Below are 14,844 nucleotides of genomic sequence, written 5' to 3'. Positions count from 1 at the left end.
AAAGCTGCATTAATCTTTCTTCGTATAGTCTCCTCCGAGCCATTGTGTGCTAAGTTTGGAAAGCGTTCCATCTGCCTTCACAGCTTTCAACGCCACGTCGATTTTATCCGCAAGAGCTTGCCCGTCTTTATCATTTTTGCGGAAAAGAAAGCGAACCTCAGCTTCTTCAATAATCGGTCCCACTGCCTTTAATTTACTTTGAGGGTCGACGAGCGGCAGCAAGAAATCCGCTCCGAGGGATCCGTCCGCACGTCCTGTTGTAAGCTGACTAACCAAATCGTTAGCTGCACCGTTTTGGTAAACTATTTTGATCGCGTTATCGTTTGCTTTATTATAATTTTCTAATAGCGTAGCTTCGGCACTAGTCGCTGTCGTTAACGCTTTTTTACCTTTTAAGTCATCAATCGATTTAATGTTTGTATTGTCTTTAGCCACGATAACTTTTGTTTTCCAGTACGCATAAGGCTCGTTGTTGAAAAGGTATTTTTGCTCTCTTTCCTTATTCTTCTCGATTTCGTGGGCAACAAAGTCAATTTTGTTCGTTTCCAAGCTGAGGAGCAGGTTAGCGAAATCCATCGTTTTGAATTCAAACTCGTAATCAGGAAGCCGATTATCCAGTTCTCTGACAAGCTCGATATCATAACCGGTAAGCTTACCGTCATTATCAAGGAAAGCTACGTTCGGAAATTTGGTACCTGTTCCAACTATGATCTTCTTCACTTTGACAGGCTCGGTTGCAGCAGCTGTAGCTGCAGCAGCCTTCGTACCTTCAGCGGCTTCCTTTGGTGATGCGATGGTTTCTGTATTTTTCGCCCCACAGCCTGCTGCTACCAAAGCCAAAGTTAGTGTTGTTCCAAGGATTGTTAATTTTCTCATCTGTGTATTCCCTCCATTTTTTCGGTTACAAACATTAAACTTATAATTCCTACCTGTTTTATACGAATTAACTTTAGAATTAATTTATCATCAAGTTTCACAACTGGATAATAGAGTTTTTCTATAAGCTTATATAAGAATCTGATATTACCCTTTCGTTCGGCCCCATAATCCTTTGCAAATATCCAAAATACTGTTGAAAAATAGTGTATTTTCCCCATTTAGCGTAATCAAGTTCGTCTGCAAGGCAATGCCCGCTGTCTCTGGAAAGTCAATTGGAAATAGCCTATTATCCTTAACTTCCTGACTGACGCTAAGCCCAGGTAAGAAAGCAATACCTGCCCGCTGTAGAACCAGCTTCTTAGCAGTTTCGGAGTTATCCGTCTGGATCTGGATGTTTGGAGGCTCCTTCAAACTCTCAAATACACGGTGAATGCGCATCCAGTCTAGAGAGCCGCACTCAAAGAAAATAAGTGCCTGACGTCCAATATCCTGGATCGTTAAGTTTTCCTTCTCAATAAAGGGATGCCCCTCATATACATAAAGTCGAATAGGATCTTCATAAAATTTCGCTGACAAAAGACTTGGATGGGTGATTCCCCGCACAAAGCTGATATCCACATCCCGGTTCAGAACCTTGTTGACGAGATCATCTGTAATTCCGGTCGTTAGTTTAAAATTGATTTCCGGGTATTTATGCTTCATCTTAGGGATGATTGCTGGCATCATGTAATTAGATACAGATACCGTACAGCCGATCCGCAGCTCATTAGGCAGCGCCTTTTTCTGCTTAAGATGGATTTTACTCTTCTGGAATGTTTGCAGTAATTGCTGCGCGTAAGGGAGAAACTTCCTGCCATCATCCGTTAAATGAACTTGCTTGCCAATTCGATCAAAGAGCTGACAATCCAGTTCCCGTTCTAACGATTGAATTCTAGCTGTTACCGAAGGCTGGGAAAGGAATAATACTTCCGATGCCTTGTTAAAGCTGCCATAATGGATGACATATACGAACGCTTCTATATTCTCAATATTCATCGCAGTGCCCCTCCAGATGACCTAAAAGATATAAAGTTTATTATTCCAATCAATTAACTCGGAATTAAATATTTTTATAACTATAAGCTATCTTCCAATCGCTGTCAATATAAGAAATGCTGTTTCATTAGAAAAAGACCTTAGCTCCTGCCGCAAAATCTTGCGGGTGATCTAAGGTCTTTGGACTATGTATACTTAGGATCGTAAACAACGGTACAATTCCGCCCTTTTCCTTTGGCAAAATAGAGCGCTTGATCCGCATGCTCAAGAACTTCATGTGCCGTCATTCCGTCTGTTGGGAATGAGGACACTCCCAGAGATACCGTGATGGGTTGACCTACTGGGCTTATGGTCATTTCCAACTTATTACGGATCTTCTCCGCATACAGATACGCATCATCTTTCGTCACATGGGGCATTAGAACAATGAATTCCTCTCCGCCAAACCGGAAGTAGTATTCGTTCTCACTTGCCATTGAAAGCAGAAGCTTTCCTAGATATTTCAGAACCGTATCTCCTGCAAGATGCCCGTGCGTATCATTAATAATTTTGAAATGATCAATATCCAGTACAATGAGAGAAAAATCTATGCCTTCCTCCAACCATTCGAGCATTTGTGTTTCCATGCTCCTTCTGTTGGCAAGACCCGTTAAAATCCGTTTGAGCTTCCAGTGCATATTGATTCGCTCTCTTTTGCAAAGCATCGATCGTGATTAACATAGTTTTGTACAAATGATAGGCTTCATACGTATTCGTTCTTACCTTTGGCAGATCTGCGACTTGCTTGCCATTCAAGATTTTATAGGCGGTCGCAGCCAATCGGGCATAGGGAAGAGTCAACTTCTTGGCCAACCATGCCGTTAGCATAAGGATGAGAAGGAGAAAGGGTAATGAGTACAGAATGGCATTTTGGATCAAACCCATCGACTTTTCATTTATCTCTTCCAGCGGCGATTGCACTACGATTCCCCAACCATTGGCAGGTACATAAGAATAGCCAGCAAGCATTGGCACTCCCACTGTATTCACGACTTTCTCTTACCGCTATGACCACTAATGAGCTTGGCTACCACTGGATTAGCGCTGACATTCTGACCTAAACGATTGTGTTCTGGATGATAAATAAGATTACCGGCCCCATCGACCACATAGATATATGAACCTGATGGAGAGTAGCTGTTGGAACCGAATATATCATTTAACACATTGTTTTCTCGCAAATAAATAGCACCTCCTAAAGAACCCAAATACTGGCCTGAGGAATTAAATATAGGATTTGTCATTAATACAATAAGCCTATTCGTTACAGATTCAAAAGGTGCTGAGATCGCAGGCTTTCGCTGCTCAATCGCATCCAAAACGGCTGTCGATGTCAGTTTTTTGCTTGTGAGACCTACCGAAACAGGAGAAATAGCTAAGACATTCCCATTGGCGTCATTGACCATTTGTGAGTTAAAGTAATTGCTGCTCCCCGTTACCAAATCCAATTGTGCTTGGATAGAATCTTGTGTTTGCATACTCCTCGCCAGGTGTTCAGAGGTCACTTTCAGGCTTTTCTCCATTGCTTTGAAAAGGGAGTTCATGGTCACGCTCATTTTTTTTGCACTGTCATAATTAAGCTCAAGTGTCGTTTCATACAAGGAATCTCGTTCTGCCTTAAACGAAGCAGCTATTTGAATGATAGATATGATCGAAATAGATACAAGCATCAATAGGGTTATATAATGAACAAGTCGTATCCGCGGAGCAGCATCGGCTGTTCTCATACTCCTCATCTCCTAAAAAAGATAGTTACGAGTCGTTTCGACAACTTTCGACATATCTCCTTCATTTTTAATGCCAAGCATACAATTGAAAAACAAAACAAAGAAAAAAGCACGAAATTCGTGAATGAATTTTGTGCTTCTTATTTCTATCTTAGAAAGAGCTTGCCGTTGATCGTACAAGCAGCCGTGAATACGCTCGAATGTACGTCCTTCCGCCTATTAGCGAAATTAAACGGTTTCGTGGTAACTAAACCTTCCAGTTCAATACGGTTTCCAGCATGGATTTCAGATGCTTCACTCGGTGGACCTCAGGTTTTACTTTTACTATTTTAAATTCATCCCTGATATGCTGGATGAAATCAATCCGTAAGCGTTCTAACTGCTCTTCTGTTAAAACGTACGTATAATCTCGGACAGATTCGTATGTATGGTACCATTCGCTATTTTCCAAGAACGTAAAGGATGAACGTTGGTACCACTCTTTTACATGACTCTTCAATGCAGCTGTGATGGTATCATCATTCCCCGACATTGCGTAAAGTCGATCAGAGGACATTAGGTTTCTGTACTTGATCATGCTATCATCAGGGAACGAATTGGGAAGTGCATAAAACTGAATTACAAGTTCCAAAATCTCCATATAGGCATGTGGTCCAGCCAGTTTCGGATTAAATTGACACTTAACTGCGGCATGGGCAATATTCTTAAGCAAACGTAGTGCTTCTGCTGCTTCCTTTTTATCAGGCGAACCTTGAAAAAATAACCCTTGCTTTCCTGCACGAATTTCAGCCCGATCAATCGCATCATGGAGCGCATCTTCAAACTGATCTTTGCTGTACGGTGCCCACTGATCGATATGATCAGTAAGTTCCACGCTCATGCCAAACTCTCTACGGATAATGCTTAGCAGGTTAATCCCGCCGCTGCCGTTAACTACAGCAAATATATCGTGTAAAAACCTTTCCAAGTTTTTTGCCTTTTTCGTGGCCCCCATAATTTCACTGGGAATCGTATAACGGGTCTCAGCCTCTTTTTGCTCGAGATTGGTAATAAGCTGATTTAACTCTGAGAGTAATGGATGCTCCATTCTTGAATCCTCCGCTTTATCTTTTTTATTGAATAGTTCCCCCAACTGCCCATTTTTATCAAGTATTACAGAAACATGCCCTTCGACACCTGCCCGAAAAAAACACGTGTCCTCTACAATCCATTTGTTTGGTCCCGAAAACCGTACCTAAGTATATATAAGACATCATTATGTCTTTATAACATTTCAATAGTACACATTATTTAAATATAGTGTATATTATTTATGAGATCATAAAGCAGGCTAGGAGTACAAGAAAGGATTGAGAAGCGTGATAAACAACATCCATTCACTGGCTGAGGAAATTATTATTTCCGCCCAACCCGATCGAACGATCGATAAGGAAGCTAATAAGGACGGACATCTGCTATGTCCAAGGTGCAACAACAAAACCGGGGAATTCCTAATAGGGGAAGTATGTACTCTTTGCTTGGACGAATTGGAGTTTGGCTATCCTTCCTATCCCTCTTATCCATTAAGTGAATACAATAAAGGCGGCTAATATGAGCCGCCTCTTTTTAATATTCTTACAGCAATAAAGTTCATTCCGCATTGTGTTTTAGGGATTGTATCCTATTCTCTTACTTGACTTACTCCTCCCCGTCTTGGGTCGGCAGCACCAACTATTTGTCCTGTGTCATGCCATCTCATTAATCCGTGAATCCCCCCGTAATACATAGGATCCGCGTTGTTCACTACCTCATATCCAAGCTTGACTAAATCATCCGCCACAGCATCTGGAAGCGGGCTCTCAACATATATCATTTTTTCATCAATAAAAAACCGCGAGGCAGCTACTGCTTCTTCGAGGCCGATCCTTTTTTTTATAACGTTTTCCAAAATGACAGATAGTATCATAGGGATACGCTTGCCTCCTGCCGAGCCAATCACAATGGTTCTTTCATGGTTTCGTATGATCGTCGGACACACGTAACTTTGAGGCCTCTTTCCCGGCTGCACCTGATTAGGGGAGATTGCATCATTCGTAAAATTACGCATTTGATTATTGAGAAAAAATCCGCCTATTTCAATGCCCGGGCCAAAAAAGCCGCCTATTGTATTTGTCGCAGACACACACATTCCATCTTTATCCATAATGGAAAAATGAGTTGTATTAGCAACATCGTCCAACGTAACCGGTATCTCTGATATGATGTCCGGCCTGATGTTGTCAGCCAATAAGCCGATCAGCTCACGGCTAATCAACCTTTGTACCGGCGGAGAACAAAAGTCCGGGTCACCCATCGTGCTTTGTCTCAGCTCATAGCATTTCCTTATGACCTCGCCCCAGTGATGTATATAATAGATAGATTGCTTCTGCTGCTCGTGCAGCTCCAGCAGTTCACTGATCTTTAACGCTTGGATCAACGTTACACCTCCGAAAGGCGGAGGTGATGTGATCACATCGTAATTGTCGTATTCACTGTAGACCGGCTTTTTCATGGACACGCGATAGTCCCGAAAGTCGTCTTGTGTCATTCCGTCTACCATAGCCGAAATTTGTTGCCCCAGCTCGCCCTGATAAAACCAATCGGAACCGTTATCACGAATTGCTCTCATCGTCTTTGCAAGTACCGGCTGCTTCAACCATTCTCCTTGACGAATAGCTTCCCCCTCAGGAAAAAAGCTTGGATGCTGTTCTGCAATCAATTGCGGAGATTTCACCAATTGCCGATGTAAGGCTGCACCGGAGGCAAAACCCGCTTCAGCAACGCTTATAGCAGGATCCATTAAGGTTTCCATATCCAAAGTACCGAATAATTCATGCACCTTCTCCATGCCTTTTACGAAGCCCGGGACCCCAACCTCTGTTGGCGAGATAACCCCCGACATAGGTGCAACTTCCCGGTAATCGCACACTATCGATTCTTGTATCTTTGCAGGCAATATTAGCATGACACCGCCTCCCCCGATCCCGGAAGCATAAGGTTCGACCACGCTCAACATATACGAAACCGCGATAGCGGCATCTGCCGCGTTGCCTCCGGCCTTTAATACGGACATTCCCGCTTCCGTCGCCAGAGGATGTGCTGAACTGACACCATATTGATGCTGATTACCCATAAAAAGACGCCTCTATTTCCCCAAGCGGATAATGGCATGAAACGGATCGATCTAAACCTAACTGACGTAACTGCGGTTCCTCCACGATGCACCGGTCCTGTACGTAGGGACAGCGGGTATGAAATCTGCAGCCTGAAGGTGGATTTAACGGATTTGGAGTTTCCCCCTCCAATGCTTTCTTCTCTTTTCCGCGAAGTTCCGGATCCGAAACGGGTACGGAGGCAAGAAGCCCTTCGGTATAAGGATGTAAAGGACGGTTAAGCAAATCCTCCTTTTTGCTGATTTCCATAATTTTTCCCAGATACATAACTGCGATGCGATCGCTAATGTAGGCAACAGCCGGAAGGCCGTGAGCGATGAAAATGTATGTCAGCTTATAACGCTTCTGTAAAACGGAAAGAAGATTAAGTATTTGTGATTGTATGGACACATCCAGAGCGGACACCGGTTCGTCGCAAACGATCAATTTAGGCTTCAGGGATAATGCTCGTCCGATTCCTACTCTTTGCCGTTGCCCGCCGCTGAATTGATGAGGGAACCTCTCTGCAAAATCCGCAGATAAGCCCACCGCTTCCAGAAGCTTGTATACTTCCTCCTCAAGTTTATCCCCCTTGGCAATCCCGTGTGTACGGAGCGGTTCAGCAATGATATCAAATATTTTCAAACGGGGATTTAATGATGAAAACGGATCTTGAAAAATCATTTGAATATCCTTTCGCTTTTTGCGAAGCGTTTCGCGTGACATTTCGCTAAGATCAGTGTCCTCAAACAAAATTTTCCCGGAGGAAGGCTCTATTAAGTGCATAATCATATTCCCCAACGTCGATTTCCCGCATCCTGATTCACCCACAATACCGAGAGTTTCACCCTCATAAACAGTGAGGCTCACTTGATCTACCGCTTTCAATATTTGCGTTTTTCTTTTTATGAAGCCCTTGGTAATTTCGAAATGCTTGCTCAACTCGTGGACTTTCAGGAGCACTTTGCGTTGTTCTTTCGTTTCCACTATCATCACCTCTTCTCCGCCCATTCTTTTTCGAATTCTTCCTGATACATCAAGCATCTAACCTGATGATCCGACGCTAATTCTGTTAAACGCGGCTCATTACGGCTGCAAGTCCCTGTTGCGAAGGAACAACGCGGATGAAAGCGGCAACCTTCCGGCATGTTCAACGGGTTAGGGACCGAGCCTTCTATGGAATCCAAGGTCTCCAGGATATTGTGCAACTTTGGTATGCTTTTTAACAACCCCCGAGTATAAGGGTGCTTTGGATGTTTGAATAATGTATATACGCTGCATTGTTCGACAACTTGGCCTGCGTACATAACCACAACTCTGTCTGCCATTTCAGCAATTACACCCAAATCATGAGTAATCAAGACTATGGAATTACCTTCATTCTGAATAATTTCTTTCATTATTTTCAAAATTTGCGCTTGTATAGAAACGTCCAAGGCGGTTGTCGGTTCGTCAGCGATCAACACTTTAGGACTGCAGGAAATCGCCATCGCAATCATCGCTCTTTGACGCATACCACCACTTAGTTCGTGGGGATACGATTCGTACACACTTTCAGGCCGGGGTATTTTAACTTTGTTCAACAGCTCCAAAGCGTGTTGCTTTGCCTCTGTCTTGTTCATGTTATTGTGGTTCATAAGTGATTCCTGAATTTGATGGCCGATACGGAAAACCGGATTTAATGCGGTCAGAGGCTCTTGAAAGATCATACCGATTTCCTTGCCTCTAATCTTCCGCATCTCATGATGACTTAATTTCAATAAATCCCGGTCCCGAAAACGAATTTCTCCCTCAACAATTTTTCCCGGACTTTCAATCAACCCCATAATAGAAAGGGAGGTTACGCTTTTGCCTGATCCAGATTCACCCACAATACCAAGTGTTTCCCCCTCTTGTAATGTGAAAGTAACGTCGTCAACAGACGGCACTGCGCCATTATCCGTGAAGAAGTAAGTTTTTAATCCATTAACTTGTAAAATAGGTTGTTTCAATGTATTTCTCCTCCCTCCATGAATGATGCCTACTATTATATGTCTTGAGAACGAGGGTCGAAAATATCACGCAACCAGTCGCCCAAAAATATGATACCTAGCGTCGTGATAGTTATGGCTAGTCCGGGGAAAGTTGCGAGCCCCCAATTAGTAGCCAAGTATTCACGTCCGGTGCTCAGCATTCCGCCCCAAGAAATAGTGGGAGGTTGAATGCCTAAACCCAAGAAACTCAGTGAAGCTTCCGAAATAATGGTGGTCGCCATGCTTAATGTCCCAAGCACACAAAAGGATGAAAACACATTTGGTAATAAATGTCGGATCATAATCATCCCGTCACGTACTCCAATCGATTTAGCGGCTCTGACAAATTCTCTTTCTTTTAGACTTAATACCTCACTTCGGATAACCCTTGCATAAACTACCCAATTCGTGACACCCAACACAACAATAAGAGTAAACATACCGGGTCCGGTCACTTTCAATATAACTAGAGTGAACAGAATATTAGGAATAGCCAAAAAAGAATCAACTAATCTCATAAAAACATTATCCAGCCATCCGCCGTAATAACCTGAAATCAAACCAATGGATAAACCGATAGCACCCGCCACAATAATCGCGAATAATCCTACAACCAAAGAAACCTGGGAGCCGTATATGATTCTGCTTAACAAATCTCTGCCCAAGTTATCGGTACCAAGAACATACTGCATGCTTCCGCCGTCCAACCAAAAAGGAGGGGCAAGCATATCGGTTATATGTTGTTCTGAAGGATCATAAGGAGCCAACCACGGTGCAAATAACGCCGTAAAGATAACGATAGACATAATTACAAAGCCGATCGTACCTGTTTTACTTTTGAGCAACAATCTAAACCAAAAGAAGATACGGTGATTTTCTTTTTTGTTTTTCTTTATGAGTCGACTCGCCGGAACTGCTTGCTCACTACTTATCATCCGTCTTCTCCCCTTATCTGTACTTGATACGCGGATCGAGCCATCCGACAAGAATATCCGTTACTATGTTAATCAATATGACGGACACAGCTACAACAAATATAGCAGCTTGTACAACTGCCATGTCTTTTGAATTAACAGATTGTACAATTAATTGGCCTAATCCTGGCCATGCAAAGATGGCTTCCGTAACTAGAGCACCGCCGATCATACCGCCAATCTGCATCATAATGATCGTAACGACCGGAATCAAAGCATTTCTGAATGCATGCTTGTAGATGACAACAGAATTCTTTAATCCTTTACTCTTTGCCGTTCTAACGTAATCCTGATGTAAGGAGTCAAGTAAACTCGAACGAGTTAACCGGGCAATATAAGCGGCATTACCGAATCCAAGCGTAATCGCCGGCAGAATGAGATGTAAGAATGTGCCGCTTCCCGAAACCGGTAACCACTGAAGGTTGACACCGAACACGAGAACAAGCATAATCCCAAACCAAAAATGGGGCATCGCCTTTCCGAGAACGGTTCCTGTCGTTACAAAAAGTTCGAGAATAGAGTTTTTGTGTGTTGCGGACAATATTCCAAGCGGTACTGCCAAACAAATTGCGATTATTTTGGCGGCTACTGCCAGCTCTAATGTAACAGGCAGCCTTTCCAGCACCAACTCCAGCGCATCCTGATTAAACCGGAATGATTTACCGAAATCACCATGCAGCACATTCCATAAGTAGGTCGCATATTGAACATAGAATGGTTTATCTAAATTTAAAGCTTTCCGGAGTGCATCCATATCTTCTTGGGTAGCGTCCTCCGGAAGCATTAATGCAACAGGATCCCCGGATAAGTGCATCAAGACAAATACGATAGAAACGATGATCAACAACACGGGAACCATCTGTGCCAATCGTCTTAGGGCATAACTTCTCATGGAATTCACTTCCTTATGTTATTATGCGAACAAGTTGTTAAGTAATATTGAAAAGATAGGGGCATAAATATTGCCCCTATTGAAAGATCAGCTTTTAAATAAGCAAATATCAGCGTTTTGAAATTTCGTATACTTTGTACATTTCGTCTAAACGAGGGGTGAAGTTCACAGATTTACTTGCTCCGTAGCTGTTATGCTCCAGATACAGGTACAATCTCAAAAATTGATTCGCTTCCACTTGTTGTGCCATTTGATACTGAGAGTCCCTTTCACCTTGATTCATGTTCTTTTCAGCTTTTTTCAATATCTCTTCCAACTCCGGACTGCTAAGACCCAAATTAGTTAAGCTTCGTACCGAAGTGAGATGCTCGCTGACCATAGTGAAAGCATCGAAGTTAGAGTTCGCCAGCCAAACCATATGTAAATCACTGACTTTGTTTACTTTTCTTATTTCTTCATAAACACTAAATTCAAGTAATTCCAATTTCACCTTAATACCTACTTTAGCCAGCATACCGACTATCATCTCGGTAACTTCCTTGTCTTTTGCATAACGTCCTGTGGTCGATTGCATCGTCAGTTCCAAGCCATTTTCGTATCCTGCTTCTTTCAATAATTCCTTAGCACGCTTTTCATCATATACAGCAACATTGAACAATTTTGGATTTGCCCCGAAATTACCTGGCGTAATGCGTGTTCGCGTTGTAGTACCCAAACCGCCTAATAATTTATCAATGATCAGCTTCTTATCTATTGCCAACTCAACGGCTTCCCTGACTCTCAAATCTGCCATTGGAGATTTTGGATTAGTAACTTTTGGAACAAGAAATGCTACACGGTTCGAAGCGCCGCTTACGATCTCGGTTTTATCATTTCCTTTCACACGTGGCCAATCATTGCTGCCGACTGAGGGAATTATATCAACTCCACCCGTTAAAAGCTCTCCAACTCTTGTCGAGCCTTCAGGAAGAATACGGAACACTACCTGGCTCCAATCTTTTGCGGCACCTTCAAAGTATTGCTCATAAGGCTCTAACTTAAGGTGGCTGCCTTTTTTCCACTCAACAAACTTAAACGGTCCTGTTCCAACAGGCTGCTGGTTGAAGGAATCCATTCCCTTTTCTTCTATGTATTTTTTCGGTAAAATTGCAGCACTTGTGCGGGCAATGACACTCAAGAAAAGCGGGTTTGGTCCGTCCGTAATAAATTGTACCTTGTACGGATCAATAATCTTCACTTCTTTAATTGATTTGTAATATACACTTTCGCCCAGCGTTTTCTCAGCAACTGCTCTTTCGAAGGAAAACTTGACATCCTCTGCAGTCATTTCTGTGCCGTTATGAAACTTAATGCCCTTTTTAAGATCAAATTCCCATGTCGTATCGTTTACTTTTTTATAACTTTCTGCCAAATCAGTGCTGATGTTTCCTTTAGCGTCGCGTTTTAATAATGTATTGTACATGTTATTGACTGCCATCCATGTTACAAAATCATTATGGGCGTAAAGATCCATGGATTTGACCTCTGTAGGCAGCGCGATTGTCAGTGGACGCTTTTCATCCTTCTTGTCGGGTTGAGCCGTATTATTCTTACTAGTGGTACAACCCGCCAGCAAAACTGCAAATGCAATAAAACATAAAAGAGCGGCTTTAATAGAATGCTTCATATATATATCCCCCTATTATTTTTTTCACAACATAACAACAGCCACAATAAAGAAAAGCCGGATCACTAATGTTGACAAGCCTGGACGAAAGCATTAAACAGTTTCAGAGAGTAAATATCGTTCTTGCCGGTCAAATTTTCCGGATGCCATTGCACGCCCAAAACAAAACGGTGCGTCTTGCATTCAAATCCCTCAATGATACCGTCACTGGCTCTTGCGCATACTTCAAACCCTTCAGCAACTTTTCTTACCGCTTGATGGTGGTAGCTGTTCACCTTAAAACGGGTGGATTGAACAGCTTGATGGAGCAGCGAGTTTTCTGCAACATCTACAAAATGCGTTACGTGGCTCCGGGGCGCATTTTGTCTATGCTGCAAAAGCTGATGATCATGTTGGGCATAAATGTCCTGAAAGAGATCCCCGCCAGCAGAAACGTTAATCATTTGACTGCCTCTGCAGATGCCCAGGATTGGTTTGTCTAATTTCAAAAATTTGCTTATCATCATAATTTCGAAATGATCCCTTTCAGGGCATACTTCACCTAATTCCGGATGAGGTTCTTCTCCGAAAATATTGGGATCAACATCTCCTCCTCCAGTAACCAATAAGCCGTCAATTGATTCCACCAGCCGGTCTACTTCTGAATCCTCCGATAAATTAGGCAACACGATCGGCACTCCGCCCGCTTTTACAATTGCACGAATATTACTCAACCCGGTAGTCAGCAGTTTCTCATCTCTGATATTCGATGTAATTCCAATAATAGGTTTCAATTCATACACTCCTTCTGAAAAATACCACGAGTTTATATATCTTTATTAGCGGAAATCCTTCGGCACTTTTTTGGCTACACCCGTACGAATAGCCGCTTCAATTACCCGGTTCCGAACTGCGCTAACTACTTTATGATTAAATACGCTTGGTATAATATGACTCTTGCTTCTGTCCTCGTCAGTAATGATCGAGGCGATAGCTTCGGCTGCTGCAAACTTCATTTCTTCATTGATTGTAACTGCTCTGCAATCCAAGGCCGCACGAAATATTCCTGGAAAACAAAGCACGTTGTTGATTTGATTCGGATAATCCGATCGTCCTGTTGCAATTACCGCAGCTATATCTTCGATATCCTCCGGGAGAATTTCCGGATCGGGATTGGCCATGGCGAACACGATTGGATTTGCCGCCATCGTCATGACATCCTCTCTCGTTAACAAACCTCCAGAGGAAAGACCGATAAATACATCTGCTCCTCTTAACGCATCGCGTAAGGTGCCCGAAAGCCGCTTTGGATTCGTTTCCATTGCGAACCATTCCTTCATCGGATTATCATACTTTTGGTCAGCGGTCAGTATCCCCCGCCGGTCAACGCCCACGATCTCCTTTACACCTGCGGCAAGCAACATACGGGTACAGGCCACCCCGGCAGCGCCAACCCCGCATACAACAACCTTGATCTCCTCCATAGATCTGTTCACGAGTTTCAAAGCATTGAGCAACCCTGCATACATGACAACCGCTGTCCCATGCTGGTCATCATGAAAAACCGGAATATCCAATTCTTCACGCAGCCGTTTTTCAATCTCAAAACACCGTGGCGCTGAAATGTCTTCAAGATTAATCCCGCCGAATACGGTGGCTATATGCTTTACGGTTTGGATAATTTCTTCCGTATCCTGAGTACTGATACAGATCGGGAAGGCGTCTACTCCGGCAAATTGTTTAAACAAGACCGCCTTTCCTTCCATGACCGGCATAGCTGCACTGGGCCCAATGTTTCCAAGCCCGAGAACAGCACTTCCGTCAGAGACCACAGCTACTGTATTTTTCTTGATGCTGAGAGTAAACGCTTTGGCAGGATCTTCTTTGATCGCCATACATACTCTGGCTACATCCGGTGTATACACCCGGGACAAATCGTCACGGTTTTGAACCGGGCTTTTGGGCACTGTCGAAATTTTTCCACCAAGATGCAGCAGAAAGGTACGGTCGGATACATGGATCAGCTTTATCCCTGGGATTCTAGAAACCGCTTCCTCAATTTTACCGATTTGCCCTGCGTCAGCGGCATTTATCGTGAGGTCTCTTACTGAGATATTCTTTCCCGCATCCACCAGATCAATGGCTATGATGTCCCCCCCTGCCCCTGTAATGCCTGTCGCAACCTCACCGAATTTGATATGAGAGTCCATTTCAATACGCAGTATAATATTTTCTCCTTTATTAAAGGCTATTTTCCCCATACTCTTTCCCCTCTCACGCTTATGAAAACGCTTTACTATGTTTATAGTTTAATACGACATGAGAAAAATTGGAAATACTGCTTCCTTATAAATATATAAGTAGAAATTATTAATTGTCGTTATCCTGATAGTGTTTCGAACAATTCCGGTTACAAAAGCAGATTGAAATGCTATAATAAATTGTCGAATCATATTGTCATATATTAGGAG

The 14,844-nt window shown here is 42.9% G+C and carries 15 protein-coding genes; 1 reads left to right on the top strand and 14 read right to left on the bottom strand.

All coding sequences use genetic code 11. The features are described 5' to 3' along the window. Positions 1 to 9: 9 nt before the first annotated feature. The 6 genes from QFZ81_RS04445 to QFZ81_RS04420 all read right to left on the bottom strand — a co-directional run bounded on the left by QFZ81_RS04445 (position 10) and on the right by QFZ81_RS04420 (position 4,767). Positions 10 to 876 carry a transporter substrate-binding domain-containing protein gene (locus QFZ81_RS04445; RefSeq protein ID WP_307601624.1) on the bottom strand — a complete coding sequence of 289 codons (867 nt, stop codon included), beginning with the start codon at positions 874 to 876 and terminating at the stop codon, positions 10 to 12. Positions 877 to 1,023: 147 nt separating this feature from the next. Then, positions 1,024 to 1,914 carry a LysR family transcriptional regulator gene (locus QFZ81_RS04440; protein ID WP_307447634.1) on the bottom strand — a complete coding sequence of 297 codons (891 nt, stop codon included), beginning with the start codon at positions 1,912 to 1,914 and terminating at the stop codon, positions 1,024 to 1,026. 185 nt (positions 1,915 to 2,099) lie between these two features. Next, positions 2,100 to 2,528 (bottom strand): GGDEF domain-containing protein, encoded by a 429-nt coding sequence (locus QFZ81_RS04435; protein WP_307447637.1) that lies wholly within the window; start codon positions 2,526 to 2,528, stop codon positions 2,100 to 2,102. Then, the gene (locus QFZ81_RS04430; RefSeq protein ID WP_307447641.1) at positions 2,473 to 2,943 is read right to left on the bottom strand and encodes a hypothetical protein; all 471 of its coding nucleotides are present in this window, start codon (positions 2,941 to 2,943) and stop codon (positions 2,473 to 2,475) included. The genes QFZ81_RS04435 and QFZ81_RS04430 overlap by 56 nt, the downstream gene beginning before the upstream one ends. Beyond that, entirely contained in the window at positions 2,940 to 3,680 is a 741-nt protein-coding gene (locus tag QFZ81_RS04425; RefSeq protein ID WP_307447644.1) for a cache domain-containing protein, read from the bottom strand. Before QFZ81_RS04425 ends, QFZ81_RS04430 begins: the two co-directional genes overlap by 4 nt. Before the next feature lie 247 nt (positions 3,681 to 3,927). Continuing rightward, positions 3,928 to 4,767 carry a hypothetical protein gene (locus QFZ81_RS04420; protein WP_307447647.1) on the bottom strand — a complete coding sequence of 280 codons (840 nt, stop codon included), beginning with the start codon at positions 4,765 to 4,767 and terminating at the stop codon, positions 3,928 to 3,930. 262 nt (positions 4,768 to 5,029) lie between these two features. Between QFZ81_RS04420 and QFZ81_RS04415 the strand changes: the two genes are divergently transcribed. Further along, positions 5,030 to 5,269 (top strand): hypothetical protein, encoded by a 240-nt coding sequence (locus QFZ81_RS04415; RefSeq protein ID WP_307447650.1) that lies wholly within the window; start codon positions 5,030 to 5,032, stop codon positions 5,267 to 5,269. Between the two features lie 71 nt (positions 5,270 to 5,340). Here QFZ81_RS04415 and QFZ81_RS04410 read toward each other — a convergent pair whose 3' ends face one another. From QFZ81_RS04410 to QFZ81_RS04375, 8 genes are all read right to left on the bottom strand, one after another. Continuing rightward, a complete protein-coding gene (locus QFZ81_RS04410; RefSeq protein ID WP_307601622.1) occupies positions 5,341 to 6,831 on the bottom strand; it encodes a gamma-glutamyltransferase family protein in 1,491 nt (496 codons plus the stop codon). Beyond that, on the bottom strand, positions 6,824 to 7,843 hold the full coding sequence (locus tag QFZ81_RS04405; protein WP_307447656.1) for an ABC transporter ATP-binding protein: 1,020 nt from the start codon (positions 7,841 to 7,843) through the stop codon (positions 6,824 to 6,826). Before QFZ81_RS04405 ends, QFZ81_RS04410 begins: the two co-directional genes overlap by 8 nt. Continuing rightward, positions 7,843 to 8,841, bottom strand: coding sequence for an ABC transporter ATP-binding protein (locus QFZ81_RS04400; RefSeq protein ID WP_307447659.1), 999 nt, complete (start codon positions 8,839 to 8,841; stop codon positions 7,843 to 7,845). Before QFZ81_RS04400 ends, QFZ81_RS04405 begins: the two co-directional genes overlap by 1 nt. A 35-nt stretch (positions 8,842 to 8,876) precedes the next feature. Then, positions 8,877 to 9,797 (bottom strand): ABC transporter permease, encoded by a 921-nt coding sequence (locus QFZ81_RS04395; protein WP_307447662.1) that lies wholly within the window; start codon positions 9,795 to 9,797, stop codon positions 8,877 to 8,879. Positions 9,798 to 9,810: 13 nt separating this feature from the next. Further along, positions 9,811 to 10,728: an ABC transporter permease gene (locus tag QFZ81_RS04390; RefSeq protein WP_307447664.1), complete on the bottom strand. Its 918-nt coding sequence runs from the start codon at positions 10,726 to 10,728 to the stop codon at positions 9,811 to 9,813. Positions 10,729 to 10,837: 109 nt separating this feature from the next. Next, positions 10,838 to 12,394 (bottom strand): ABC transporter substrate-binding protein, encoded by a 1,557-nt coding sequence (locus QFZ81_RS04385; protein ID WP_307447667.1) that lies wholly within the window; start codon positions 12,392 to 12,394, stop codon positions 10,838 to 10,840. A gap of 65 nt (positions 12,395 to 12,459) precedes the next feature. Next, positions 12,460 to 13,167 (bottom strand): gamma-glutamyl-gamma-aminobutyrate hydrolase family protein, encoded by a 708-nt coding sequence (locus tag QFZ81_RS04380; protein ID WP_307447669.1) that lies wholly within the window; start codon positions 13,165 to 13,167, stop codon positions 12,460 to 12,462. Positions 13,168 to 13,212: 45 nt separating this feature from the next. Next, the gene (locus QFZ81_RS04375) at positions 13,213 to 14,634 is read right to left on the bottom strand and encodes an NAD-dependent malic enzyme (RefSeq protein WP_307447673.1); all 1,422 of its coding nucleotides are present in this window, start codon (positions 14,632 to 14,634) and stop codon (positions 13,213 to 13,215) included. Positions 14,635 to 14,844 lie beyond the last annotated feature (210 nt).

The sequence above is a fragment of the Paenibacillus sp. V4I9 genome (assembly GCF_030817295.1).
Classification (GTDB): domain Bacteria; phylum Bacillota; class Bacilli; order Paenibacillales; family NBRC-103111; genus Paenibacillus_E.
This window is presented reverse-complemented; position numbering and strand designations above follow the sequence as displayed.